Source organism: Yersinia enterocolitica subsp. enterocolitica (assembly GCF_901472495.1).
GTDB classification, from domain to species: domain Bacteria; phylum Pseudomonadota; class Gammaproteobacteria; order Enterobacterales; family Enterobacteriaceae; genus Yersinia; species Yersinia enterocolitica.
Window position 1 is genome coordinate 942,618 of the sequence record NZ_LR590469.1, and the last position, 26,322, is coordinate 968,939.

Sequence of the window (26,322 nt, forward strand, 5' to 3'; positions counted from 1 at the left end):
GATAACAGGGAGAGTTACCGTCAGAGACGAGTTTCTGCGAGGCAAAAAAATGGCGCACAATGTGCGCCATTTTTCATTCAGGAAGTAATATTACTTCTTGTAAGCGTGAGCTTGGTTGTCAAGACGTTGGTTAGCACGTGCTGCATCGTCTTTAGCTGCTTGAACGTCAGAACGGATTGCGTTCACGTCGTTGCTCAGTTGGTCAACTTTAGCGTTCAGAGTCTGAACGTCAGAAGACAGTTGATCGATTTTAGCATTGCTTGAACAACCAGCCAGCATAGTAGAAGCCAGAATTACCGCGCCCAGTACAAGTTTAGTACGATTCATTATTAACACCCTCTAGATTAAGTTAATCTCCATGTAGCGTTACAAGTATTACACAAAGTTTTTTCGAAAGAGAATAAATTTTTAGTATTAGAGGGGTTTATTTTGATCGTTCGCTCAAAGAAGCATCTTGTTTTAAAAAAAAGTTAAAAAAACGAGGTAAAACAGCCGGATTCTTTCGGATAAGTCCTATCCGGGAAAAAGGGTTTGGGGTGCCTAAGATAAAATGGTTTTTTCGGAAAGTTTATTTAGCGGTGCTCAAAAAGAAAAACGCCGCTATTGAAAGCGGCGTTTTTAATTAGCGTTTAGTCGTGCGTTAAGATTATAAAACGTGCACGGAAGAGGTATTGGTGGTGCCACTTGGCACTAACGCACCAGAAACCATCACGACAACGTCGCCTTTTTGTGCCAGGCCGCTCGCCAGAGCTGCTTCTTTACCGATGCGGTAGAAGTCATCTGTTGAAGCAATCTCGTTGACCAGTTGAGTTATCACGCCTTTGGTCAGGATTAACTGACGCGCGGTCACTTCATTGGTAGTCAGTGCTAAAATGGTCGCTGTTGGGAAGTATTTGCGTACTGACTTGGCAGATTTACCGCCACCCGTTGCTACCACGATCAATTTTGCTTCCAGTTTTTCTGCGGTTTCTACTGCACCACGGCAAACCGCTTCAGTGATACGCATTTTACGATTATCATTCAGCGTATCAATGCGGCTAGGCATAATACGGTCTGTACGCTCACAGATGGTCGCCATGATGGTGACAGACTCTAATGGGTACTTACCCTTAGCACTTTCACCAGACAGCATCACGGCGTCTGTACCGTCCAGAATGGCGTTAGCCACGTCGCCAGCTTCTGCACGGGTAGGGCGTGGGTTTTTGATCATGGAATCGAGCATCTGCGTTGCAGTGATAACAACTTTGCGAGCGCGGTTACATTTCTCAATCATCATCTTCTGCGCGAAGATAACTTCTTCAACCGGGATCTCAACACCTAGGTCACCACGAGCAACCATGATACCGTCGGAGGCTTCCAGGATTTCGTCGAAGTTATTCAGACCTTCCTGGTTTTCAATTTTGGAGATGATCTGAATGTGCTCACCACCGTGGGCTTTCAGGTGTTCGCGGATTTCCAGCACGTCTGAACGTTTACGGATAAAGGATGCCGCAACGAAGTCCACGCCTTGCTCACAACCAAAGATCAGGTCAGCTTTATCTTTTTCAGCTAGTGCTGGCAGTTGGATAGAAACACCTGGCAAGTTAACGCCTTTGTTTTCACCTAAATCACCATTGTTCAGCACCTTACATACCACAGTGCTTTCAGTGACTTCGGTGACTTCCATGCCGATCAAACCATCGTCAACCAGCACAGTGTTGCCAATTTTCAGATCAGCAGCAAAGCCAGGGTAGGTCACAGCAACGATGTTGTTGTTACCAATAACGCTTTGATCAGTGGTGAAAGTGAAAGTCTGACCTGCAACCAGAGCAGCATCTTTGCCGCCTTCCAGTTTCATGGTGCGAATTTCTGGGCCTTTGGTGTCCAACAAGATACCGGCTTTCAAGCCAGTTTTTGCCATGACAGCACGGATATTCTTGATACGTTGACCATGTTCTTCATAGTCACCGTGGGAGAAATTTAAACGCATGACGTTCATACCAGCTTTCAGCAGGTTCGTCAGCATTTCTTCGGATTCGGTTTTTGGACCGATAGTACAAACAATTTTAGTCTTTTTCATGACGGATTTTTTCTACAAGTTGTGATGGATTAAAAGCGAATATTCCGTTAAATACAGCAACGGAGTGGAATTTGATTAGTGTCTGGTGTAGCGAAACGTGACCAAGAAGCAAAACATTACTAAGAATAGATGACAGTTGCGGAAGTTGAGTGGAAAACTTTAGCACGAGGCTAAACGCATGATCGATATACGATGGCGTAAATGTGAGTTGTATTTTTTTAGCGTATCGGCAGATCAAGATGCTGAAACCATTCAACTGAAACGACGGTTCGTATTATAAGCGGTAAGTCGCGGGAAATGAAATAGAAAACAGAAACTCATTGCCGATTTTTATAAAAATGGGTCATTAGTCGCGCAAACCTTGCGAATAACGCTTAGTTTGTTGCGCAACAAAAAAGGTTTTTAACAATTTTAACAAAATGAAGCTGGAATAATTGTTGAGAACAACATCAACAGATTGCAGGGGATTAAGTCAGATTGATTAGCGCAGGGAGATAATCGGAAATAAGAGAGTGGTGCGTTCTAATGGACTCGAACCATCGACCCCCACCATGTCAAGGTGGTGCTCTAACCAACTGAGCTAAGAACGCATTGAAAAACTAGCAATTTACCATTTCAGGATAATGCGAGAGTGGTGCGTCCGAATGGACTCGAACCATCGACCCCCACCATGTCAAGGTGGTGCTCTAACCAACTGAGCTACGGACGCACATGATACTCTTGGCATTCTAATAACTTGGCATTCTAATAATAAGATTGGTGCGTCCGAATGGACTCGAACCATCGACCCCCACCATGTCAAGGTGGTGCTCTAACCAACTGAGCTACGGACGCACATTCTATCCTTCTTATCTTGAAGCCGTAGCGTTGTTAGCTGCTCTAACTCACCAGAATCACTGACTTGTGTCAGTTCAACGGGACTCGCTCGTTTGCTGCCTGGCTACAACTCCAATTACTTGGATATAATTATCTCTATCTTCACTCTTATTATTCGCCATCAATGCTGACAGCGGGGACGAATATTAACGAGCCGCCCGTCCTCTGGCAAGGAGAAAAACATAATATTCATCGCAAACTCACGTAATTGCTGCGCTTTTACTCATTGCGCTGTTTTTTTCTCCAGCTTTTCTTATTTGGCGGGGCATTAATCACTGAGATGAGCGTCAGCAATTAATGCCCATAATGACAAGCGCTTAGTGTGCCGCTTTTTGCAAAATAAAAGCAGATGGCTGCTTTTGTAACCAGCGGATGCGTAGCGCCATCAGTATAGCTGCCGAGGTCAGGCCGATAACGAACCCGATCCAGAAACCACTTGGCCCCATCGCGGGCACAATATAATTGGTCAAACCGAGTAAATAACCACTCGGTAGCCCCAACAACCAGTAGGCGGTGAAGGTAATAAAGAAGATAGAGCGGGTATCTTTATAACCGCGTAATACGCCGCTGCCGATCACCTGAATTGCATCAGACAATTGGTAAAGTGCTGCCAATAACATTAAGTGTGAGGCCATTACCACCACTTCAGGTGTCTTGTTATAAAGCAGCGCGATATGTTCGCGAAATACCACAGTAAATATCGCGGTGACACACGCCAACATTAGACCCACAGCAATACTGGTATAAGCAGCAACTCTGGCATCGTCAACCGAACCCTGACCAAGACGAAAACCGACACGAATGGTCGCGGCGACACTCAATGACATCGGTAACATAAACATCAATGAACTAAAGTTGAGGGCAATCTGGTGCCCAGCCACCGCGACAATGCCCAGCGGAGAAACCAGTAATGCGACAACCGCGAACAACGTTACTTCAAAAAACAGCGCCAGCGCAACCGGCAGCCCAAGACCCCCGAGGCGTTTCATGACTTGCCAGTCCGGTGCAGCAAATCCTTTTTCCAGTTTGATATCTTGCTGTGAGCGCGCGCGCGTCACATACCAACGCATCATTAAGAACATCACCCAATAAACCGTTCCGGTTGCCACCCCGCAACCGACACCGCCTAATGCCGGAGCACCAAATTTACCGTAGATGAAAATATAGTTAATGGGAATGTTAACCAGTAAACCAATAAATCCAATCACCATCCCAGGTTTGGTTTTGGATAGCCCTTCACACTGATTGCGTAGCACCTGAAAGAAGAGATAGCCCGGCGCGCCCCACATAATGGCATGCAGGAAACCAACGGCTTTATCTGCCAGTACCGGATCAATATTATGCATGCGCATAATGATGTGGTCGCTATTATAGATGACCACCATAATTAATACCGAGACACAGAATGCCAGCCAAAAGCCCTGTCTGACCTGATGAGCAATTTGGTTGCGCCGCCCGGAGCCATTAAGTTGAGCAACTGTCGGCGTTAACGCCAACAATAATCCGTGACCAAATAAGATAGCCGGTAACCAGATTGAGGTCCCCACCGCCACCGCAGCCATATCGGTTGCACTGACAGAACCGGCCATTATAGTGTCAACCACCCCCATGGCGGTTTGGGACAATTGCGCGATAACAACAGGAATAGCGAGAGCCAACAAGCTACGCGCTTCGACGATATACTTCTGCACGTATGCACCTTTATCTACCCATCGTTCTTCACGATGCATGGGTATAACCTAGTTATAATTTCAGTAGCGATAATTTATCGTTTTGTAACCGATAAATAAAATAGCGGGAAAACATAATACTCTCGGAACACGAAGAGTATAAAAGATTGTACCTCCTCGCAGTGCTTAAGCAATCCTTGTCATTCAGTTTCAATGAAATAACGCGAATACAGATTTTTAGTCTAAGTGGTTTGGTTTTCCTGATCTTCTGAGGCAAAATCAGGGCAGTGAAACTTTTTTTCTACAGATTTTTTTACAGATAAGAGGCATGGCGTATGTTTACCGGTATTGTTCAAGGCACCGCGCCAGTGGTTGCCATTGACGAGAAATCCAACTTCCGCACCCATGTGGTCGAAATGCCAACTGAGATGTTACCTGAATTAGCATTAGGTGCTTCAGTGGCCCACAATGGCTGCTGTTTGACAGTGACTGAGGTTAATGGAAATCGAGTCAGTTTTGATTTAATGAAGGAAACGCTGCGTATTACCAATTTGGGTGATATTAAAGTAGGCGATGTAGTTAATCTGGAGCGGGCCGCTAAATTTAGTGATGAAATTGGCGGCCATCTTATGTCCGGTCATATTATTTGTACCGCTGAAATAGCCAAAATATATACCTCAGAAAATAACCGTCAGATCTGGTTTCGACTGCCCAGCGACGATTTAATGAAATATGTATTACACAAAGGCTTTATCGGTATTGATGGCATCAGTCTGACCATTGGCGAGGTGGTGGGTAACCGTTTTTGCGTTCATTTGATTCCGGAAACACTGGCGCGAACCACATTAGGTAAAAAGCGACTGGGGCATCGGGTGAATATTGAAATAGACCCCCAAACACAGGCTGTAGTGGATACCGTTGAGCGGGTATTGGCGCAACGCGAAATTGCTCCGGTAGCAGCAGCTGAAAAAGTCGCTCGCGTATAAAATAATAAAAGGCAGGGCTGATGTGCTCCTGCCTTTTTAAGTCTGTCTTTTTAAAAGAGTATCACGTTAGATATTAACGAGCGACCCGAATACCGCCTTCTACCCCATTGGGGCTGAATAATACCTGCCACAATTGAATATCTCTGGCGCGGAATGCACCGGCACAGGCATTCAGATAATAGCTAAACATCCGCTCAAATCGAGGCGAGTAATTCTCAGCTAATTTTGGCCATGCGGCTTGGAAACGTTCATACCAGGCCATCAATGTTCGGTCGTAATCGGCCCCGAAATTATGCCAATCTTCCATGATGAAATAAGGCTCGCTGGCCTTGGCAATATGTTGTACCGACGGCAAACACCCATTGGGGAAAATATACTTATTAATCCACGGGTCAACACTCAGGTCAGTACGATTAGCGCCGATGGTATGTAGCAGAAATAAACCGTCAGGTTTTAAATTACGTTTAACTATCTCAAAATAGGTGCTGTAATTTTTAGGCCCAACATGTTCGAACATTCCCACCGAGACAATACGATCGAATTGTTCATCCAGGTCGCGATAATCTTGCAGCAAAATAGTGACATCCAAACCTTCACAGCGTTTTTGTGCCAATTTTTGCTGTTCAGCTGAAATAGTGACACCTGAAACCGACACCCCGAAATGGCGCGCGGCGTAAGCGGCTAGCCCACCCCAGCCACAACCGATATCGAGCAGCTTCATACCCGGTGCTAATTGCAGCTTCTCACAGATCATCTGCAATTTATTTTCCTGCGCTTGTTCAAGGGTGGCCGCATCTTTCCAATAGGCGCAAGAATATTGCATATTGGGGTCGAGCATTAGGCTAAACAGATCATTACCGAGATCGTAATGTTCTTTGCCGACAATCCAAGCTCGTTTCTTCGATTGCAAATTGATAATACGTGCGGCAGCAATGCGTAAAGTATCTTTGAAATGGTGTGGAAGTTGATGCTCCAGACCAGCTCTGAGAACGCGCTGGAAGAAAATATCCAGCCGATCGCATTCCCACCAGCCATCCATATAACTCTCACCTAATGCCAAAGATCCTTCTTGTAATACCCGCTTAAAGAAGTCTGGATTATTAACTCTAATATCGAAGGGACGTGAGCCATTGATTTCAATATCAGCGCGGCTCAGCATTTCTTGTACAATGCGAAACCACGGATTTTCTTGAATACTCTGGTCTTCTATACAGGATGAACTCATAGCTTCTCCATCACTTTCTTCTGACTTATGACCCGCGATAAAAACTATATGCGCAGATACATACCAATAAAGTTGGTGTTTGGTATCCATTACGGACAGAGGAAGATTAAGAAGAAACCCTAATTTAGGGCTGCTCATCCATAAGAGTAAATGTGACGCAATCCACGCGTCCAGCAAGTGCTTAAGATAATGCTTTTTTTAAATGATATTATAATCGGTTAAACCGAGTATAGGCTTGCCGGGAAGCTTTCTCAATACTAAATCTTTCCCGGCCAAAATTTCACTTAGTGACTATTTTTACAAGGAATTATGACTCCACGCAATTATAGTCATTATTATTAGTATGGACTTTTTCTTTCCTCAACGCATAACAATGAATGCCATATCCCAATGCGGCTAAAGCTACCGTTGACAGCATCACAGTGACGGTTGCCAGCAAAGGTTGGCTGATATAGGCCGACACCATCATGCTGGCAATAAAACACAAGCCCAGTTGTAGTGTGTTTTGCAACGCTGCTGCTTTACCCGTACTGGCAGGAAAGGGCATTAATGCATTTGCTACGGTAATAGGGTAGCAGGCACCATTCACAAGCGCCATTAAGCAGAACGGAATAAGTAAGGTCACCAGTGTTGGCGTCGTCAGCGTTGCTATCAGATAAAGTGCAATCATACTGATAGCATAACCGGCCAACAGCCACGGCAGTAGGGTGTTACCCTTGATTCGACTCAATGCACTACGGCAACCAAATCCCCCCAGTAGAAAGGCTACTGTTTGTGGAACATAACTCAAACCAATGACATTCGGGCTATATCCCATATCACCTAAAATAAAAGGTGAACCCGTTAGCCAGGCAAAAAAAACCGGCACTGCATGCAGCAAACATCATCACGTTGCCGCTGAATACCGGAGACTTCAGTAACTGCCAGAAACTAATGGCGTTTTTGCTTCTATCTACGTTATCCGGCGCTGTTTTTTTCCGTTCCTTAAGCAAGGCGGTCGGAATCAGTAGCAGCAGGGTAATCGCCAATAGCACGACAAAAATTGAGCGCCAGCTGAAATGGTTTAATAACCAGGCACCCAGTAATGGCGCGAGCGCAGGGGATAACGCCACTAATGGCATAATGGTCGCAAATACTCGGTTGGCCTTGCCGTCGCGATAGCGATCGACCACTAAGGCTTGCCAGCTCACCGCAGCGGAACAGACCCCCACCGCCTGAATAAAGCGCAAAACCAATAACTGCGCCGCAGTTTCAACCCATAAAATCCCCAGGCAGCCGATAGCAAATAACCCTAACCCTGCTAACAGCACCGGTTTGCGGCCTATTTTGTCCGAAACGGGTCCCCAGATAAGTTGGGCGATCGCGAAACCCGCGAGAAAGATACTAAGGCTGGCGCTGATGGAGCCGGCGGAGGTTTGGAGTTCTTGTTGCATGGCACCAAAGGCGGGCAAATACATGTCAGTGGCCAGATACCCCAACATGCTCAAACCGGCCAGGTAGAACATGAAGCTCGATGTTGTTTTCATTGTTGTTTCTCATTATATCCTTCGTCCTTGAAACCGCAGGGGTGTTAGCTGCTCTTACTTACCCGCATCACTTATTGATATAAGCTCATCGGGATGTGTTCGTTTGCTGCCTGCCTGTGGTTCCAATGACTTTGGCTAAATTATAGTTTTTGCAGGTAAAACTTTTGTTATCGAAAATTAATTGCGGGGGCATTCTAACGACGCGATATTCTGTTGTGAAACGGTAATATTTGCGCCATGCTATCAAAAAAATTGATGTCAAAAATTCCGTTTAAAGGAAGCGCAAAACCATGTGGTCAGAATACTCATTAGATGTGGTGGATGCTGTTGCGCGCACCGGGAGTTTCAGCGCTGCTGCGCAAGAATTGCACCGCGTACCGTCTGCGATAAGTTATACCGTGCGTCAATTGGAGGAGTGGTTGGCTGTGCCGCTATTTGCGCGCCGCCATCGGGATGTAGAATTGACCGAAGCAGGCAAAGTTTTTATTAAAGAATCGCGTGATGTTATCAAAAAAATGAATGACACACGTCGTCAATGTCAACAAGTGGCGAATGGCTGGCGCGGGCAATTAAATATCGTGGTCGATAAAATTGTCAAACCTCAGCGAAGCCGCCGTTTAGTGCTGGATTTTTATCGCCATTTTCCCGATATCGAATTGCGGGTGCGTTATGAAGTCTTTAACGGCGTTTGGGATGCGCTGGCGGATGGGCAAGCGGATATGGCCATTGGTGCGACGCGTGCCATCCCGGTTGGCGGGCGGTTCGTCTTCCGTGACATGGGTTTTCTGACCTGGCATTGCGTAGTAAGTATCAATCACCCTTTAGCGCAGCTAACCGGGCCACTTAACGACGATCAGTTGCGGCCTTATCCCTCCCTCTGTTTAGAGGATACTGCGCGAAATTTGCCGAAACGAGATACCTGGACGTTGGATAACCAACAGCGATTAGTGGCACCGGATTGGGCGACGGGCATAGACTGTCTGTGTGAGGGGTTATGTATTGGCATGGTGCCCGCTCATATGGTATCGCCCCTGATTGCACAAGGGAAACTGGCAGCCTTAACACTCGCTGACCCCTTACCTGCTAGCCCGTGTTGCTTGACGTGGGAGCAGAATAACCATTCCCCGGCCTTAGCCTGGATGTTGGAATATTTGGGTGACAGTGTCACGTTAAATGATGAGTGGCTAAGAGATGCTAATGGCACGGATAATGAGCTTCGGCAGAATTAGCCGCCGGTAACAGGGCGCTACCGGCAGACTAAATGTTTAGCGATGATAACTGTGCTTAGCGACGATAATCGCGGAATGGGCCATCAGCAACAGAACGACGTTCGACTAGTTTTGGATGTACTTCAATGGTTTGAGGGTCTTCGCGTTTGCTGACAATTCTGTCGAGCAACATAGCAAAAGCCGTTTCACCCAATCGCTCTTTCGGCTGATGAATGGTGGTCAACGCCGGCGAGAAATAGCGCGCATTACGCACATTGTCATACCCGATCACCGAAATATCTTGTGGTACACGCAAACCTAATTCATCTGCGGCGCATATCGCGCCCATTGCCATAATATCGCCACCACAGAATACAGCAGTCGGACGATGCTTTTGTGTCAGAATTTGATGCATGGCTTTATAGCCGGATTCTGGCTCAAAATCACCTTGAACCACCCATTCTTCTCGCAGGGTGATGTTGGCCTCCTCTAATGCTTTTAGGAAGCCCTGATGGCGACCGCCACCGGTATTACGCGATAGCTGGCCGGGGATAGCCCCGATATCGCGGTGACCACGCTCAATAAGATAACGGCCAGCTAAATAACCGCCTTCGAATGCATTATCAATAATCGAATCGGTAAAATCGCCACGGGCGGTTCCCCAATCCATCACTACCATTGGAATATTGCGATAATCCTCTAACATTCCCAGTAGCTGTTCCGGATATTCAGAACACATCACCAATAAGCCATCAACACGCTTTTGTGCCAGCATCGCCAAATAGGCTTTTTGCTTGTCCAGATTATTATGAGAGTTACATAAAATCAGAGTGTAGCCTTTGCTATAACAGCTATTTTCAACCGCTTCGATCACTTCAGCAAAATAGGGGGCTTCGCTGGATGTCGCCAACAAGCCAATTGATTTAGTGTGATTAACTTTCAAACTGCGCGCCACAGCACTCGGTGAATAATGCAGTTCTTTAATGGCTGCCCACACAGCGGCCTTGGTGTTTTCGGCGACGAAACGAGTTTTGTTGATAACGTGCGAAACGGTGGTAGTAGACACACCCGCGTGTTTGGCCACATCTTTAATCGTTGCCATAAAAAGAATGACTCCTAAGCTCACCTGTTACAGCAGGTAAGTATTATGTTAATCGTTTGCCTGCATGACTCGAACACCGCTCAGACAGAAACAAGATAGTAGGCTGGAGAGCTAAGTCAGATGGTCGTCTGAGAGTATTTATTAGACGTTATTAGTCGGCATACAGTTATGAACTGCGAATTTTGGCTGATCTGGAGGAAAAGTGGAAGAGGTAATCAATGTTATAAAGTGCGTAATGGGCACAAGATTTTTTTTCTTAACTGTGGGAAAATAATTTAACGCACTAACTATGTGCCTTTACCCTACTAAAATAAACCGGCTGAGGAGTTCTTATGGATACCAATCTGAAAATGTCGCTGATTACGACTGTTGGTGCACTGGCGATGATTATTGCCTTTAGCTTCGTGGCGGTCATGAATTAATTAAGCCGCGTGCCGGTGTGAAGTGATAAGTAGGGCGGTTAACCCGCCCTTAATTATTTCTGTTGGTAATATGATTACCCGGCGTCTTTTGCTTCTTGTCTTATCAGGCTAAGTTTTTCTCAACGAAAGACCAATTCACCAGCGCCCAGAAATTCTCCAGATATTTTGGTCGCGCATTACGATAATCAATATAGTAAGCGTGCTCCCATACATCCACAGTTAACAATGGCTTATCAGCGGTCGTCAGCGGTGTCGCCGCATTTGATGTGCTGACAATAGCTAACGTGCCATCCGTTTTTTTGACCAGCCAGGTCCAGCCCGCGCCAAAGTTTTTTACCGCCGCATCAGTAAATTGCGCTTTAAATTCAGCAAAAGATCCAAAGGATTGATTAATGGCATCGGCGACTTTTCCTGTCGGCTCGCCGCCGCCATTAGGTGATAAACAGTGCCAGTAAAAGGTGTGGTTCCAAACTTGAGCTGCATTGTTAAAAATACCGCCACTGGAGGTTTTGACAATCTCCTCCAAGGATTTACCTGCAAACTCAGTATCCTTGATCAGGTTATTGAGGTTTACCACATAGGTGTTGTGGTGCTTGCCGTAATGGTATTCCAGCGTTTCAGCAGAAATGTGCGGTTCCAGTGCATTTTGTGCATAAGGTAATGCCGGTAATTCAAAAGACATAGCTCTCTCCTTTCGGGGTTGCTCAGGGTGTTTGCTCCTCAAATCCGAACGTTAGCTCACTAAGATGTGGTGAGGAGCGGTTAAAATCGTAATTGTTGTATTTTTATTGTGGGCATTAATTTTAACAACTTTTAACAGGAATGACAGGCATAACCATATTATTTGATGGGATATTGGCTGGTTGAAGTTTGACAGGTATGTTTGACAGGTATACAAGCACCCGATAGGGCTACCGGGTGCGGTGCTTGGTTTAGCGGATAGTTTTCGGTGTCACAACACGACGAGCGCCGACATAATGATCTTGCCAGTAGTCGTTGTCTAGCATGCTGATACGAATTTCTTCACCGGTGCGTGGTGACTGAATAAATTTGCCGTTGCCTAAATAAACGCCGACATGATCAGCAACACCGCGATTAGCAATATTGAAGAACACTAAATCACCACTTTCTAATTCAGCGCGTTTAACCGGTGCTGCATCGCGCAAATGATACATTTCATTAGCAGTACGTGGCATTTTTATTCTGATGACATCTTTATAGGCGTAGTAAATAAGCCCGCTGCAATCAAAACCGGTATTAGGGGAGGTGCCACCCCAGCGATAAGGTTTCCCTACTTGCTTCATCAGTTTGCTCATTGCGGTCTGTTTAGCATGCTGATAGCGCTTTTTATGCGCAGGGCTGAGTTTTATTTTACTATTTGCTACTAATTCGGTCGCGGCTTTACCTTGGGTTTTATTGCGATGGCGACCGTAAGCCACTTTTTCGGTTTTTTTAACTGCCGCTTTTTTATTGCTAGCAGTTTTAATATTCGTTTTTTTGCTACTAGTGACTTTTGGGCTGGTAGGTTTGCTGACTTCCTGTGCCTTTTTCTTAATGGTTTTGCTGGCGGTAGCTGCCGTTTTCTTTTTATCGTTGTTGGTCGCTATTTTATTTGTCACATTTTTACTATTGGTTTTGTTGTTATCAATTTTGGCTTTTTTAGTATTTTTATCAGCTTTACGCTTTTTACGGTCATCAGGACTGGCCTGACTGACTTGGCCTTTTTTTTGCTCAGCCGAGACGTGAGCCTGCGGCGACGCATGTGCGAGGTTTAGAAATAGCTGGGTAAACAGCAGCACAAACAGCGTAAGTATTAAACGCATAATAACGCTACCAACCTTGGCCCTGAAATGAAGATGAAGAGTCACAGTATTGCCGAAACTCCGGATATAAAAAAGCGGAGAGCTACAGGATTTTAGTCGATATTGTGAGAAAACGTTAATGGCGTCGCAATTGTCGTTTTTTCACACGGCTAATGAACTTAAATCAACCATACGTCAACGAGTTAGTCGACCCGAATTTCTGGTATCCCTCAGTGAAGATAATAATGAAGAGAAGGGATCAAAAATGTTATTCTAAATGCACATATTTGTAGCTGATAATATAATCCACAACTAACCGAGTAAAACCCCTGCAAAAGATGGCGTTTTATTCCAGTGGTGACAGTCGCTACAATAGGCTGGACGCAATAATAAAATAGCCCTAATGGATAGGTTCTAAGTATTGTAGCCACTAAATGGCTTGAGGAAGCAAGAAATGACGACGATTGATAAAATTCAGCGCCAGATAGCAGAAAACCCCATCCTGCTTTACATGAAGGGCTCACCAAAACTGCCAAACTGCGGTTTCTCTGCTCAGGCTGTACAGGCGCTATCTGCTTGTGGCGAACGCTTTGCTTACGTTGATATTTTGCAGAATCCAGATATCCGTGCTGAGCTGCCAAAATACGCTAACTGGCCAACTTTCCCACAACTGTGGGTTGACGGCGAATTGGTGGGCGGTTGCGACATCCTGATGGAAATGTATCAGCGTGGTGAACTGCAACAACTGTTGAAAGAGACGGCAGATAAATACCGTACTGAAGAAGAAAAACCTGCAGCAGAGTAATGAGCTGCCAGCTTAGGTAATAAATAAAAAGGCAGCTACTTAAGCTGCCTGAGGTTATTGACAAAGTGCCCGCAGCGGTGAAAACAGGTAGATCATAAAGACGCCGTAAAATCGTCCCTGATGGCTCGAGCCGCGCCGTCCGTGGCGCGGACGCTTTACTCTTCTACCTGTCCTCACCTTGCAAGATCGAGTCGTTGGGGTTTGTCAGCAGTCTGAGGTGGCTCGCAGGCCACCTTTTTTAATAGTGAATTTGCAATTATTGACTTGAGTTAGGTTACTCAGATTCACCCGCCGGTACCGGCCAGCCACCCAATTTCTTCCAACGATTGACCAACTCACAGAATAATTTCGCCGTTTGCATTGTATCGTACAAAGCAGAGTGAGCCTGGCTGCTATCAAACGGAATACCTGCCGTCAGGCAAGCTTTTGCCAATACGGTTTGCCCCAGAACCAGCCCACTAAGTGCTGCGGTGTCGAAAGTGGCAAATGGGTGGAACGGGTTACGCTTCAAGCTGGCGCGTTCAGCCGCGGCCATCACAAAGCTGTGATCAAAATGAGCATTATGCGCGACGATAATGGCGCGGTTACAGCCTTGTTCTTTCAACCCTTTGCGCACAGCTTTGAAAATAGCATGTAACGCATCATGTTCACTCACTGCACCACGTAATGGATTGGTGGGGTCTATTCCATTAAATGCCAGCGCTTCGGGTTCCAGATTGGCACCTTCGAACGGATCTACATGAAAATGTAGCGTTTCATCAGGCAGCAGCCAACCGTCCTTGTTCATTTGCAAAGTGACGGCAGCAATCTCTAATAATGCGTCAGTTTGAGCATTAAAACCGGCGGTTTCTACATCAATTACTACGGGATAATACCCACGAAAACGGCCACTCAGGGCGTTAAGGTCACTTTTATCTGCCATCAGTTTCTTATCTTCATCGAATTCAGCACGCATTATGTCAAATTTTGGCGTGGGATGCAGGGGGATATCGCGATGAGAAAAAAGGCACCTTGCAGGTGCCTTCTTGCTAATCAGTTTCCGAGGCCGTGTCCGGCACTTTTATTCTCGATTAGCTCTATTTTGTAACCGTCTGGATCTTCGACAAAAGCAATAACCGTGTTACCGCCCTTGACCGGGCCTGCTTCACGGGTCACTTTGCCACCAGCATTGCGAATTTGGTCGCAGGTGGCGGCAACATCATCCACCCCCAAAGCCAAATGACCGAATGCCGTTCCCATCTCGTAACTGTCTACGCCCCAGTTATAGGTCAACTCGATCACTGAGCCTTCGCTCTCATCGCTGTAGCCGACGAATGCCAGTGAGTATTTATATTCGGTATTTTCACTGGTACGCAGCAAACGCATCCCTAATACCTTGGTGTAGAAATCGATGGAACGTTGCAGGTCACCGACGCGGATCATGGTATGGAGTAGGCGCATAATACCCTCTGTTGATATGTTGCCTGAATTGTGGGCAAGAGTGAATGAAACCAAGTTTAAGTATAGCCTTGGTAATTAAATCAGTTCAATGGGTTACAGAAAATGAATAGACTGCAAATGATAACGGCCAGGCATATTGCCTGACCGTGAGCAGAGAAATTGATTCACAACTAAGCAAGATTTACAGCTTTGGATAGTCGGTATAGCCCTTAGCGCCACCCCCGTAGAAGGTTTCACCGTCAGGCTCATTCAGTGGCGCATTTTGCTGCAAACGCTCAACCAGATCCGGGTTGGAAATATAGCTGCGGCCAAAGGCAACGGCATCAATAAATCCTTTCTCAATCAGGTTTTCGGCTTTTTCTGCGGTATAAGCACCTGCGCCGATAATCACCCCTTTGAAGCGGGCACGCACAGCATCGCGGAATGCATCCGAATAAGGTTTACCGCCAGCCCAGTCTGGCTCGGAAATGTGCAGATAAGCAATATGGCGTTTGTTTAATTCTTCAATCAGATACAGCGCCGCTTCTTCCTGATCTTCACCATTATCCAAACCATTGAATGGGCCTAAAGGTGAAATACGGATACCAATATGCTCAGCGCCCCATTCAGCCGCTGTGGCATCAACCACTTCTAAGGTCAGGCGAGTTCGGTTTTCAATGCTGCCACCGTATTGGTCAGTACGCTGGTTTGATGCCGGAGACATAAATTGATGTAATAAATAGCCGTGGGCCGCATGCAATTCAATATAATCAAACCCAGCCTCACGGGCATTGGCTGTTGCCTGGCGGAAATCATTAATGATGCCAGGGATCTCTTCTGTTTCCAGTGCGCGCGGCGTAGAGCAGGGAACACGAACCCAGGCACCCGTGTCATCACGAACAGTGGTGCGGGTATCTGCGGCAATGGCAGATGGCGCAACAGGTGCTTGTTGGCCTGGCTGTAAACTGTTGTGTGAAATACGGCCCACATGCCACAGTTGCACGGCAATATGTCCACCTTCATCATGCACAGCTTGCGTGATTTTTTTCCAGGCGTTTAACTGCTCTTGAGTGTGCAACCCCGGAGCGCCAGCGTAGCCTTTCGCCTGGAAAGAAATCTGAGTCGCTTCAGTGATAATCAAACCTGCACTGGCGCGTTGACGATAATATTCAGCCATTAAAGGAGTAGGAATATCACCTGGCTCAATACTACGTAAACGCGTCAGTGGAGCCATAAATACACGGTTTGGCAAAGTGAGCGCGCCAACCTTCAAAGGGGAGAACAGTTTAGCAGTCTTCATGGTGCGTCCTATATTAATAGACCAGTCGACTAGTGACTGGGTAAACCCTGAAAATAAAAAACATAACATTCAGGATCATTGAGCGGGTTGTAAAATCAGTTCGATACTTTCTAGCGCACAGGTCAGCGGCGCAACTGATCGTTTCACCTTCGCTCGCAACGAAGCGCCCAGCCACAAGGCATAGAGCGTTTCTGCGGTTGCCGCAGGGGAAAGCGTAATACGCAAAGAGCCTTCTTCAATGCCGGCTTCGATGGCATCTTGCAAACGACCAATGACGCGAGCAGTGCCGATATCTAACGCATGACGCATAGGTTCAGATAAATCACTCACTTCAGCTGATAGTTTAACCGCCAGACAAGCATTGTGGCATTCACTGCCACAATAGTTAGCAATCGCTTGAGCAAAATAGTGCAGCAGATGGTGGCGCTTATCACCTTGTGAACCGGTTAACAGGGTTGCCATCTGTGCATCATAGCGATCAAAATAGCGCTGTAGCATCGCCTCACCAAATACTTCCTTTGAGCGGAAATAGTGATAAAACGAACCCTTAGGGATACCCGCAGTCGTGAGTAACTGGCTGAGACCCATGCCATTAAAACCGAGGCGTAGGCTGAGGCTCTCACCGGTTGCTAATAGATGTTCACGAGTGTCTACATGTGCGTGCTGTGTTTTGTTCATGCTCGAAAGATTAATAGACCGATCGGTCTAGGTCAAGAAAAAAAATGCCAGCGGAGAGTACGCTGGCATCAATATAGATATCTATCGGCTATTTATTTATGACTACTTTTTTATCGGTTTGCCTTAACTTCGACATTTTTGTAGCAAATCCATTCCAGATTGATATTCAGTAGTTTGAACATTCATCATTCCTAAAATGGTGTGGAAGAGATTATCTTGTGAAATCTCATCATGTTGCGCGCTATCGGACAAACACTGGCGATCAATGCCATAGTTTTTGGTGTATTCAGGCGACAACCACATCAAAAAAGGAATATGTGTCTGCTGGCTGGGGGCAAACATATAGGGTGTGCCATGTAAATACATGCCATTTTCACCTAACGATTCTCCGTGGTCAGAGAGATAAACCAGTGCGGTGTTAAATCTATCATTATGCTGTTGCAGTAATTTGATGGTGTTATCGAGCATCGCATCAGTATAAAGAATGGAATTGTCATAGGTATTGACCAGTTCCTGTGGCGTGCAATCCTGAATTTGGTTGCTATCACAGGTAGGAGCAAACTGACGTATTTCTGACGTGGATCGGCGATAGTAAGCTGGGCCGTGACTGCCCATCTGATGTAACACAATAACGCCATCGCTTTGTAGCCCCTTGATATAATTATCTAACTTGTAGAGCAATGCATTATCCATGCAAACACCATTCTCACAATCAGTGGTTAATTGCAGCTGTGTGACGTCCTGATGAGGAATGCGATCGCAGGCACCTTTACAGCCACCATCATTTTCGCGCCACAACACATTTAACCCGGCATGGGCAAGAATATCCATCAAGCCTTCCTGATGGCTGGCAAGTGTTGCATCATAATTTTGCCGCGGCATATTTGAGAACATACAAGGCACGGATACCGCTGTTTCAGTGCCGCAGGATGATGCATTCTTGAAATAGGTCACATCCTGTTTTTTCAGTCGTGGATTGGTTTCCCGCTCATAGCCACCTAAGGAGAAATTCTCTGCGCGAGCGGTTTCGCCCACCACTAATATCACTAGCGTTTTCTTTTGTTGCCCGCTAATCAAGGGGCCTTTATGGGCATCTTCCCCGATTGTCACTAATGACATATTACTGGCGAAATATTTATGTTTGGCGAATTGAAAACTCCCACTGACAAAATTGGACGGTGTTAGCATTTTAACAATGCTTTTATTATTCCGGATAAGCGAAGCGTAATCTTTATAAAATAATGCCGCGATCAGCAGAATAATGACGACTGACGCCAGAATATTGGCGGCTCTTAGCCCCAGCATATACCACCAAGGGCGCGTCGCTCGGATACGCACGAAACAGATAATAATGGCGGGGAAAATACCTAATATCAGCAACCATAAAGCCATGCGCGGCGTGAAAAGGGCGGTTGCTTCCTGTGCGTTGGTCTCAAACGCATTTTGCATCATATTGGCGTCGATAACGGCACCATAGCTGAACATAAAATAGTTGGCCGCTGCACTCCCCAGCAAAAACAAAATAATGATTGGCTTACGCAGTACAGGTACGGCTAAAAGACTAAAAATAATATTAAGGGCGCAGAAAATCACCAGCGGAATAGTTGCTGCAAAGAAATAACTATCACTGCTGTCAAAGTGAATTAACGACCAGGCTTTATAAATAAACAGCGCATTCTGAAAGAGAGTAAAAAATAGTGCAGTGATTAAAATAAACACCAATCCGTTACACTGTAACTTGTATCGAACATTCATTGTAAACATCAGACCCTAGTATTAACCAATTAACGAAATGCTACTGAATAAAACTTAAGATAACCTTAGCGGTCAGGGCATAGTGTGTAACGTGATTAGCAATAGGAACTTGCCAGTCGCGCTGAAGCAGGCTTCAATTAAAGTACTACCTCTGGTACTTGGGGCCACAGGGGGGTTAGTTGTATTCACTTACCCGAATCACTTACTTGAGTAAGCTCATCGGGGTTCATTCATTTGCTGCCTACCTGCAACCTCAAGTTCTTCAGGTATGTCAGCAGCAGGAGAGGCGATTTGGCTCAGCAACTTGAGTTTTTTGACATCCCCAGCCCATGCCGTGGTATCTGTCAAACAGATGACCGTGGCTTTTGCCGTGGGTGTATGCGTAGCCGGGATGAGCGCTTTAATTGGATGAAAATGAGTGATCCGCAAAAGCGGGATGTCCTGCGGCTGTGTCACCAGCGCTTGTTACGTTTGCAGCGCGCTAACAAACAGCTGGATGACCCGCTACCAGAACAACCTTCATTATTCTGATTCGCCATTGTTTTACCTTAGTGTTTAGCGATTATGGCGATTTCACTGCTCAGCCCCAATTCATTACTCAGGGAGGATTTAACCTTTCTGCCGGTTGTGTATGCTTAAGAGAGATAAACAAATGAGGTAGCAAATAATGGATACACGTAGCCAACTGGCTCCACTTGGGCCTGAGTTTTCTCGCATGATTTGCGGCTATTGGCGGCTGATGGAATGGGAGATGACACCGCAACAGTTGTTGGCCTTTATTGAGCAACATGTTGAGTTGGGCATCACTACTGCTGATCACGCTGATATTTATGGCGGCTATCAATGCGAACAGGCATTTGGCCAGGCATTGCGCCTTAAGCCTTCCTTACGTAGCCAACTGGAATTAGTCAGTAAATGTGGTATTGCCACCACGGCTAAGCCAGAGCATGCGTTGGGGCATTATATTACGGATCGTTCCCATATCATTGAAAGTGCAGAACAATCCTTAACGCATCTGCATACAGATTATCTTGATTTATTGCTAATCCATCGCCCAGACCCATTGATGGATGCAGATGAAGTTGCTGAAGCATTCACTCAATTACATAAAAGCGGCAAGGTGAAACATTTTGGTGTTTCAAACTTTTCGCCTACGCAATTTAGTTTGTTGCAGTCACGCTTGCCATTCTCATTGGTCACTAATCAGGTTGAGATTTCACCGTTGCACCAACCTGCCATTGTGGATGGGACACTGGATGCTTGCCAGCAGTTGCGTATTAAGCCAATGGCATGGTCTTGTTTAGGGGGCGGGCGTTTGTTTAGCGACCCTGAATTCCAAACATTACGTCATGAGTTACAGACAATAGCTGATGAGATTGGCGCTGAAAGTATCGAGCAAGTGGTGTATGCCTGGGTTCTGCGTTTGCCATCGGCACCCTTACCGATTATTGGTTCCGGCAAGATAGAGCGCGTTAAAACTGCCTGGGCATCGCTCTCCCTAACCCTGACTCGCCAGCAGTGGTTCCGTATTCGTCGTGCTGCACTGGGCTATGACGTGCCTTAATTTTATCCTTTGCGCCAGCGAGCCTCAGGCTGGCGCAACTTTGCTTTCTTCGCCCGGCACCGCCATTTGCAATTGTGTTAGCGAACAATACAGCCGCCAGATAAGCCCAGCCAGTTCTCGGCCTGTAGCATCCGGATATTGTCCTAAAATAGCACTCATACGCTGCAATTCTTGCAACGTAGCTTGTAGTGAACTTGGCTGAATACCTTTCTCGGTCATACAACCTTTCAGGCAATGAATACACACGTCCCGCACGGCAGACAAAGGTGCAGAAGTGGTTTGCCAATCGCGTAACTGCCAGACCACATGGCTGCAATTGAGCAGCACCATTCCCCACCGCAGTAGCCACAAGCGCGCGGGTTGATCTTTGCTAAGATTGAGTTGATTGACGCGGTGATATATCAGTGATTCAAATTGATTCTGACTTTGTTGCGGGTGTGCGCTGAGTTGATCGATAAAGTCACGCCGTAGCATGCGAACAATGCGCCGACTCTTGCGTTTATCTGAGCTGGGACGCAGTATCTGAAATGCCACACCTGCCAACATCACGCCAACTAATTTACCAATATTATCATTGAGGAACTCTTGATAATCATAGCTCGGGGGATTGGTCACGCTTAAAAATGAACCCATAAAAACAATCAATTGCCCCCATAGGGAAGCATAAGCCGGATGCTGAAGCTTCATCATTTGCATGGTGATTAAAATGGGAAACAACACCGCGGCAAATTGCCAAAAATCATCAATTTGTACCATCACGCCAAATTTCAGAATAAAACAGCCAATCGAAAGCAAAATAATGGCTTTCACTAGCGTGGCAATGCTGTCAGTTGGCGAAGGGGTGGCAGAGTAAAGCACGCAACTGACCGCCGCCAATGACAGAGCAGCAGCGCCGGAACTCCACTGCGTATTTATCCAGAAGGCACAACCGATAACAATGCACACAAAGGTTCTCAGGCCGTTATAGGCGGCCTCATAGGTGTCGGTGTGGCGAGCCAGGGAGGTCACGGCCGGGGGCAACAACATGCCGCTTTCCGGTTCCTTATCCAGTTGGGCCAGCCAGCGATTAACTTGCAAATATAACCAACAAAAATGTCGCAAGCGCAACCAGAAGGCCCGATGGCGATAATCAAACTCATCATGGGGAGCAATTTGTTGCAGGATCCTGGCTATCTGATACTTATCACAGTCAGGTTGTTGTAAGGCGTTTAGCAATTGATTGAGAACGGCGGGCAGATTCTCCGGTGGCGATGGCCAGTTAACCAACATACGGCGCAGACTGGTAATTACGCTGGTGATGCGTAACTGGCGATGCAAAATGAAATTCAATACATTATTGTGTCGCCGTAAACGGTAATGGCTCCAAAATGCCTGAATACGCAGCAGATTCATCGTAAGAATCTGGCCAATCAGCCCCTCATGGGAGGTGCGAATCTGCGGTGTTTGCTCGGTTTGCCATAATAATTCTGCATGTTCTAACAACCGTGATTGCATACGGCGCAGGGATGTCAGCAGTGCTTCGCCGTCCGAAGTGCTGGGGAGCAGCATCATCATCAGACCACCGCAAAGAATGCCGGTAATAACCTCACAAACCCGGGCTTGGGCAATATCAAAGATTTGTTGTGTATCAGTAGTATTGACAGTAGAAAAGGCAATGATCGCGGTGGTATAGCCAGCCAAAGCGAAAGCATAAGAAACGTTATTTTGATAGTGATTGGAGACAAAAGTACACAGACCAATCCAGGCAGCAATGACAAAGGTGAACAACCAAGGGTCATTTAGACAATGACCTGCAATCATCAATGATGCGGCGGCACCAATCAGGCTACCAATAACCCGGCCAATACTTTTACTGATAACACCGCCAACCGTTGGAAAACTGACTACCGCCGCAGAGGTCATCGCCCAATAGGGCTCATCCAAATTCAGTGCAAACGCAATCCATAGCGATAAACACATTGCCAGCGAATTGCGCAATGTATAACGCCACTGACCCGCATTGGCTTTGCCCCAGGGAGTTTGCTGCCATGAGGGGAAAGAGAGGCGCATTTTTAATTTGCCAGCGAAATGGTGCAGGTGGTGCCAGCGATCAAGGTGACATTGGGCGGAACATCCAGCAATTTAATCCTGACGGGTACCCGCTGTGCCAGACGAACCCAAGGGACATTAGGTTTCACATCAATCAACAAACTCCCGCTGCTATCGACGCTTTGATCATAAATGGCTCGCCCAATACTTTCGACCACACCGCGTAAAGGAATATTGCCATTATACAAAACAATCTTGGCTTCATTACCTTCTCTAATGTGTCTGAGCTTGGTTTCTTCGAAATACCCCATCACATAAAATGAGTCGGTATCGATAAGTGCAACTAATGGAGTGCCAACGGTTGCATAGTCGCCAACCCGGGTTTGCAAGTTGGTGATATAGCCATTGGCGGGGGCATAAACCCGCGTTTTGCTCAGATTCCATTTCGCCTGTTCGAGGTTTGCCTGCGCGCCTTGATACGCGGCCTTCATGCTGTCAGCTGTTAGGTTGGCAATGTCGAGATCTTCGCCTGAAATGATATTTTTAGGTAAATTCCGCCGACGTTCGGCTTCATGATTGGCTTTGGCCAGTTCTGCCTGCGCCCGTACCACGGCAGCTTGGGCATTATCCAATGCTAATTGATAGGGCTGTGGGTCAATGACAAATAATAAGCTTCCAGTGCTTACCAACTGGTTATCATGAACTAATATTTTAACCAATCGGCCAGAGACTTCTGGTGTGATACTGACTAATTCTGCCCGGACTTTGCCATCACGAGTCCAGGGGGATTGCATATAATAATTCCACATCCACCAACCGGCACAAAGTGCAAAGGCGAATACGATGACAGAAGAGAAATATTTAAGAGACTGATGATTCATATCAATTTACCAACCGGCTAATATCCATAAAGAAACGCTGACCGCAATGACAAAAATGGACAGATCCATTAATATTGGATGCCAGATATCACCCGAGTAGATCCAATTCCGCAGCATATGATGGATCAGTAGCCATAACACTAAACCTAGCATAACCGCCTTAAAAATTGGCGGGAAATAGATAGAGGCACCTAAAACCAAGTCTGACAGGGGTGCACTTGTGGATAATATAGATACATACATAAGGTTAATCCTTAAGAGGTAATTTTAGTAAATACATAATTTTTGCTAAAGGATTCCCCGTATTTATTGCTATTGTCCTAGCATCGACGGTATATATACATTTGTGTTTTTAATGTTAATTACCCAAAATAGACTGGACTCTGGTAGTTATGCTAGCACGCTAAATAAAAGGAGGGGCAATTGGAATCGACATTAGGATCTGATTTAGCACGATTAGTTCGCGTTTGGCGCGCGCTAATAGACCACCGGTTGAAGCCGTTGGAGCTGACCCAAACGCATTGGGTTACCTTGCATAACATTAATCGTTTACCACCTGAGCAATCCCAGATTCAACTGGCGAAAGCGATTGGTATCGAACAACCATCATTGGTTAGAACCTTAGATCAACTGGAGGAGAAAGGTCTAATCACACGCCATACCTGTGCAAATGATCGGCGTGCAAAGAGGATAAAACTGACGGAACAGTCTTCACCGATAATAGAGCAGGTTGATGGAGTCATCTGTTCCACCCGTAAAGAAATTCTTGGGGGAATTTCACCAGATGAAATTGAATTGTTATCTGGTTTGATTGACAAGCTTGAGAGAAACATTATTCAACTACAAAGTAAGTAAAATAAAGTTTTAAGACTCAATTCACAGCAGAAAGAAAATTTTTAGCAGTAAAAATAAGCCAGAGATCGCAATGATCTCTGGCTTTACGGATGACATCATAAAATATATTACACAGAGGTGATTAGCGCGGGCTAACAGTCACTGTACTGCCACTGCTGGCGAGCATCACGCGCTGGCCTACGCTAAAGCGGGTTGGGCCTTGTTTCTGAACAACCAGAATAGTGGTGCCATCATCTTTACGCACTTCAAGTTGCACGCCGTCAGTACGGTTCATTGCACCTTGAACACCTTGTCCTGCCATACCACCAGCAACTGCACCAGCTGCTGTCGCCAGGCTACGGCCTGTGCCGCCACCGACAGTATTCCCGAGGAAACCACCCAGTACAGCACCACCGATTGCGCCCATAACATTGTTGTCATCGCCGCCTTGAATCGTCACCGGACGCACGGAAAGCAGAGTACCGTAAGTCACCGTTTGTACTTGCTTGGCTTGTGAAGCGCTGAAAACGTCACCAGATAAGGTGTTGTTGTTGGCACAACCGGTCAGAGTAACCGCAGCAATAGCAACGGCGATTAATGGCTTGATCATAAAAACTCCTATTAAAATGCATAACCGTATTACGGTTCAGTATGCTTGGTATATCCAAATCCAGTCCAATGACGGCCTAGTATTTGCATAAAGTATGGCTTACCCCAATATTTATTTCACTACTTACCGTATTTTTGACGGTGTGCTTTATTTTTTGATAACACTAATAAGACCGCAGCTTAGCGGTTTATACTTCAACCAATATTAAACGGCAGTTTAACTTTCATAAAGTTAGAAATGTCACTGTCATAACTCATACTGTAAGAAGTAATGACTTTTATGTGACCCTTCTTGCAAATAAAAATCATTCTTTAAGACATGCCCCTATGGCGGTATACACTTAAAAAAGTATATCTTTTCATGGTGTTAATTTTATTATTCTGACGTGATTTGGGTAAAGTCTCGTTGCTATTTTGTCCCACAATGGGAAATAAGGTCATTGCTATGAAATCAGGCCGTTTTATTGGGGTGATGTCGGGAACCAGTCTGGATGGCATCGATGTTGTTCTGGCCGCCATTGATGAGCGCATGGTGGCCCAGCAGGCCAGTTATTGTCACCCGATGCCGCTCCAGTTAAAAAAAGATATTCTCGGCATGTGCCAAGGGCAGTCAACCACGTTATCTGCCGTGGGTAAGCTCGATGCGCAATTAGGAATACTATTTGCTGAAGCGGTGCTGGCACTGCTGGCCAAAGCGGGGCTGACAGCACAGGACATCACGGCAATTGGCTGTCACGGGCAGACAGTTTGGCATGAGCCACTGGGTGAACCGGCCTTTACTATGCAATTAGGTGACAATAATCGTATTGCTGCCATGACAAAAATTGCCACTGTTGGGGATTTTCGCCGCCGGGATATGGCTTATGGTGGGCAGGGCGCACCGCTGGTTCCGGCCTTCCACCATGCTTTATTAGCCCATTCCACGGAACGGCGTATGGTGTTGAATATCGGCGGTATCGCGAACTTATCTATGCTCTTACCTGATTTGCCGGTGCGCGGTTTTGATACTGGGCCGGGGAATATGCTGATGGATGCCTGGATCTGGCGTAATCGTTCGCTACCTTATGATAAGGATGCTGCTTGGGCACTATCGGGCCAGGTAAATCAGCCATTGTTGGAACTGATGTACAGTGACCCCTATTTTGCGAAACCGGCACCGAAAAGCACCGGTCGTGAGTATTTCAATGCCGGGTGGCTGGATAAACAATTGAATAAAATTCCGGGTATTAAACCTGAAGATGTCCAGGCGACATTAGCAGAGCTAACCGCGCTCTCCGTGGCTGAGCAAGTTCAGTTGGCTGGTGGTTGTGAGCGGCTGCTGGTTTGTGGTGGCGGGGCGCGCAATCCATTAGTGATGTCACGGATGTCAACATTATTGCCGGGTACCGAAGTGTGTGTTACTGATGATTTTGGTGTCAGTGGCGATGATATGGAAGCGCTGGCATTCGCCTGGTTGGCTTTTCGAACCTTGTCCGGTAAATCGGGTAATTTACCCTCAGTGACCGGAGCCAGTTGCGAGACCATTTTAGGAGCAGTCTATCCTGTATCGTCACGATGAGGGTGCTAAGCTGCC

The 26,322-nt window shown here is 46.3% G+C and carries 24 protein-coding genes, 3 tRNA genes and 1 pseudogene; 8 read left to right on the plus strand and 20 right to left on the minus strand.

Annotated elements, in window-relative coordinates; genetic code table 11:
- Nucleotides 1-90: 90 nt before the first annotated feature.
- The 6 genes from FGL26_RS04375 to FGL26_RS04400 all read right to left on the minus strand — a co-directional run bounded on the left by FGL26_RS04375 (nt 91) and on the right by FGL26_RS04400 (nt 4,626).
- On the minus strand, nt 91-327 hold the full coding sequence (locus tag FGL26_RS04375; RefSeq protein ID WP_005165631.1) for a major outer membrane lipoprotein: 237 nt from the start codon (nt 325-327) through the stop codon (nt 91-93).
- A gap of 319 nt (nt 328-646) precedes the next feature.
- Entirely contained in the window at nt 647-2,059 is a 1,413-nt protein-coding gene (gene pykF / locus FGL26_RS04380; protein ID WP_005169426.1) for a pyruvate kinase PykF, read from the minus strand.
- Nucleotides 2,060-2,572: 513 nt separating this feature from the next.
- A tRNA-Val gene (locus FGL26_RS04385) sits at nt 2,573-2,649 on the minus strand.
- Nucleotides 2,650-2,691: 42 nt separating this feature from the next.
- Nucleotides 2,692-2,768 (minus strand) — tRNA-Val (locus tag FGL26_RS04390).
- A 48-nt stretch (nt 2,769-2,816) separates the two neighbouring features.
- Nucleotides 2,817-2,893 (minus strand) — tRNA-Val (locus FGL26_RS04395).
- 359 nt (nt 2,894-3,252) lie between these two features.
- Nucleotides 3,253-4,626 (minus strand): MATE family efflux transporter, encoded by a 1,374-nt coding sequence (locus tag FGL26_RS04400; RefSeq protein ID WP_005169436.1) that lies wholly within the window; start codon nt 4,624-4,626, stop codon nt 3,253-3,255.
- Between the two features lie 314 nt (nt 4,627-4,940).
- Here FGL26_RS04400 and FGL26_RS04410 point away from each other — a divergent pair, with 314 nt between their 5' ends.
- Entirely contained in the window at nt 4,941-5,591 is a 651-nt protein-coding gene (locus FGL26_RS04410; protein WP_005169439.1) for a riboflavin synthase, read from the plus strand.
- A gap of 73 nt (nt 5,592-5,664) precedes the next feature.
- On the opposite strand, the gene cfa is transcribed toward FGL26_RS04410, so the two are convergent.
- Nucleotides 5,665-6,816 carry a cyclopropane fatty acyl phospholipid synthase gene (gene cfa, locus FGL26_RS04415; RefSeq protein ID WP_005169440.1) on the minus strand — a complete coding sequence of 384 codons (1,152 nt, stop codon included), beginning with the start codon at nt 6,814-6,816 and terminating at the stop codon, nt 5,665-5,667.
- A 307-nt stretch (nt 6,817-7,123) separates the two neighbouring features.
- Nucleotides 7,124-8,342: pseudogene (punC, locus tag FGL26_RS04420) on the minus strand (purine nucleoside transporter PunC).
- A gap of 290 nt (nt 8,343-8,632) precedes the next feature.
- Between punC and punR the strand changes: the two are divergent.
- Nucleotides 8,633-9,571 carry a DNA-binding transcriptional activator PunR gene (gene punR / locus FGL26_RS04425; RefSeq protein WP_005169444.1) on the plus strand — a complete coding sequence of 313 codons (939 nt, stop codon included), beginning with the start codon at nt 8,633-8,635 and terminating at the stop codon, nt 9,569-9,571.
- Between the two features lie 55 nt (nt 9,572-9,626).
- On the opposite strand, the gene purR is transcribed toward punR, so the two are convergent.
- Nucleotides 9,627-10,652, minus strand: a complete 1,026-nt coding sequence (gene purR, locus FGL26_RS04430) for an HTH-type transcriptional repressor PurR (protein WP_005165644.1) — start codon at nt 10,650-10,652, stop codon at nt 9,627-9,629.
- A 332-nt stretch (nt 10,653-10,984) separates the two neighbouring features.
- Here purR and cydH point away from each other — a divergent pair, with 332 nt between their 5' ends.
- Nucleotides 10,985-11,074: a cytochrome bd-I oxidase subunit CydH gene (gene cydH / locus FGL26_RS04435; RefSeq protein WP_016266160.1), complete on the plus strand. Its 90-nt coding sequence runs from the start codon at nt 10,985-10,987 to the stop codon at nt 11,072-11,074.
- 103 nt (nt 11,075-11,177) lie between these two features.
- Here cydH and sodB read toward each other — a convergent pair whose 3' ends face one another.
- Entirely contained in the window at nt 11,178-11,756 is a 579-nt protein-coding gene (gene sodB, locus FGL26_RS04440; RefSeq protein ID WP_005169447.1) for a superoxide dismutase [Fe], read from the minus strand.
- A gap of 250 nt (nt 11,757-12,006) precedes the next feature.
- Nucleotides 12,007-12,897, minus strand: a complete 891-nt coding sequence (locus FGL26_RS04445) for a C40 family peptidase (RefSeq protein WP_005169450.1) — start codon at nt 12,895-12,897, stop codon at nt 12,007-12,009.
- Between the two features lie 433 nt (nt 12,898-13,330).
- On the opposite strand from FGL26_RS04445, the gene FGL26_RS04450 reads away from it, so the two are divergent.
- Nucleotides 13,331-13,681: a Grx4 family monothiol glutaredoxin gene (locus tag FGL26_RS04450; protein ID WP_004390185.1), complete on the plus strand. Its 351-nt coding sequence runs from the start codon at nt 13,331-13,333 to the stop codon at nt 13,679-13,681.
- A 274-nt stretch (nt 13,682-13,955) separates the two neighbouring features.
- Here FGL26_RS04450 and rnt read toward each other — a convergent pair whose 3' ends face one another.
- From rnt to eptA, 5 genes are all read right to left on the minus strand, one after another.
- Nucleotides 13,956-14,603 (minus strand): ribonuclease T, encoded by a 648-nt coding sequence (gene rnt / locus FGL26_RS04455; RefSeq protein ID WP_005169454.1) that lies wholly within the window; start codon nt 14,601-14,603, stop codon nt 13,956-13,958.
- 110 nt (nt 14,604-14,713) lie between these two features.
- Nucleotides 14,714-15,121 (minus strand): lactoylglutathione lyase, encoded by a 408-nt coding sequence (gene gloA, locus FGL26_RS04460; RefSeq protein ID WP_005165939.1) that lies wholly within the window; start codon nt 15,119-15,121, stop codon nt 14,714-14,716.
- A gap of 181 nt (nt 15,122-15,302) precedes the next feature.
- Nucleotides 15,303-16,400: an alkene reductase gene (nemA, locus tag FGL26_RS04465; protein WP_005169458.1), complete on the minus strand. Its 1,098-nt coding sequence runs from the start codon at nt 16,398-16,400 to the stop codon at nt 15,303-15,305.
- Between the two features lie 75 nt (nt 16,401-16,475).
- Nucleotides 16,476-17,078: a TetR/AcrR family transcriptional regulator gene (locus tag FGL26_RS04470; RefSeq protein ID WP_005169460.1), complete on the minus strand. Its 603-nt coding sequence runs from the start codon at nt 17,076-17,078 to the stop codon at nt 16,476-16,478.
- Nucleotides 17,079-17,201: 123 nt separating this feature from the next.
- Nucleotides 17,202-18,833, minus strand: coding sequence for a phosphoethanolamine transferase EptA (eptA, locus tag FGL26_RS04475; RefSeq protein ID WP_005169462.1), 1,632 nt, complete (start codon nt 18,831-18,833; stop codon nt 17,202-17,204).
- A 291-nt stretch (nt 18,834-19,124) separates the two neighbouring features.
- Between eptA and FGL26_RS04480 the strand changes: the two genes are divergently transcribed.
- Both FGL26_RS04480 and FGL26_RS04485 read left to right on the plus strand, forming a co-directional pair.
- The gene (locus FGL26_RS04480) at nt 19,125-19,364 is read left to right on the plus strand and encodes a DUF1289 domain-containing protein (protein ID WP_005169466.1); all 240 of its coding nucleotides are present in this window, start codon (nt 19,125-19,127) and stop codon (nt 19,362-19,364) included.
- 136 nt (nt 19,365-19,500) lie between these two features.
- A complete protein-coding gene (locus tag FGL26_RS04485; RefSeq protein ID WP_005169468.1) occupies nt 19,501-20,397 on the plus strand; it encodes an aldo/keto reductase in 897 nt (298 codons plus the stop codon).
- A gap of 24 nt (nt 20,398-20,421) precedes the next feature.
- On the opposite strand, the gene FGL26_RS04490 is transcribed toward FGL26_RS04485, so the two are convergent.
- From FGL26_RS04490 to FGL26_RS04500, 3 genes are read right to left on the minus strand one after another with little or no spacing between them, the layout of a single operon-like run.
- A complete protein-coding gene (locus FGL26_RS04490; RefSeq protein ID WP_005169471.1) occupies nt 20,422-22,446 on the minus strand; it encodes an FUSC family protein in 2,025 nt (674 codons plus the stop codon).
- 2 nt (nt 22,447-22,448) lie between these two features.
- Entirely contained in the window at nt 22,449-23,306 is an 858-nt protein-coding gene (locus FGL26_RS04495; RefSeq protein ID WP_005169474.1) for an efflux RND transporter periplasmic adaptor subunit, read from the minus strand.
- A 6-nt stretch (nt 23,307-23,312) separates the two neighbouring features.
- Entirely contained in the window at nt 23,313-23,549 is a 237-nt protein-coding gene (locus tag FGL26_RS04500; protein WP_005169476.1) for a DUF1656 domain-containing protein, read from the minus strand.
- 180 nt (nt 23,550-23,729) lie between these two features.
- On the opposite strand from FGL26_RS04500, the gene rovA reads away from it, so the two are divergent.
- Complete coding sequence (gene rovA / locus FGL26_RS04505) at nt 23,730-24,161, plus strand: virulence master transcriptional regulator RovA (RefSeq protein WP_004706617.1); 432 nt, start codon at nt 23,730-23,732, stop codon at nt 24,159-24,161.
- Nucleotides 24,162-24,282: 121 nt separating this feature from the next.
- Here rovA and FGL26_RS04510 read toward each other — a convergent pair whose 3' ends face one another.
- Nucleotides 24,283-24,750, minus strand: a complete 468-nt coding sequence (locus FGL26_RS04510; RefSeq protein ID WP_005165921.1) for an outer membrane lipoprotein — start codon at nt 24,748-24,750, stop codon at nt 24,283-24,285.
- Between the two features lie 444 nt (nt 24,751-25,194).
- Between FGL26_RS04510 and anmK the strand changes: the two genes are divergently transcribed.
- Complete coding sequence (anmK, locus tag FGL26_RS04515; protein ID WP_005165918.1) at nt 25,195-26,307, plus strand: anhydro-N-acetylmuramic acid kinase; 1,113 nt, start codon at nt 25,195-25,197, stop codon at nt 26,305-26,307.
- Nucleotides 26,308-26,322 lie beyond the last annotated feature (15 nt).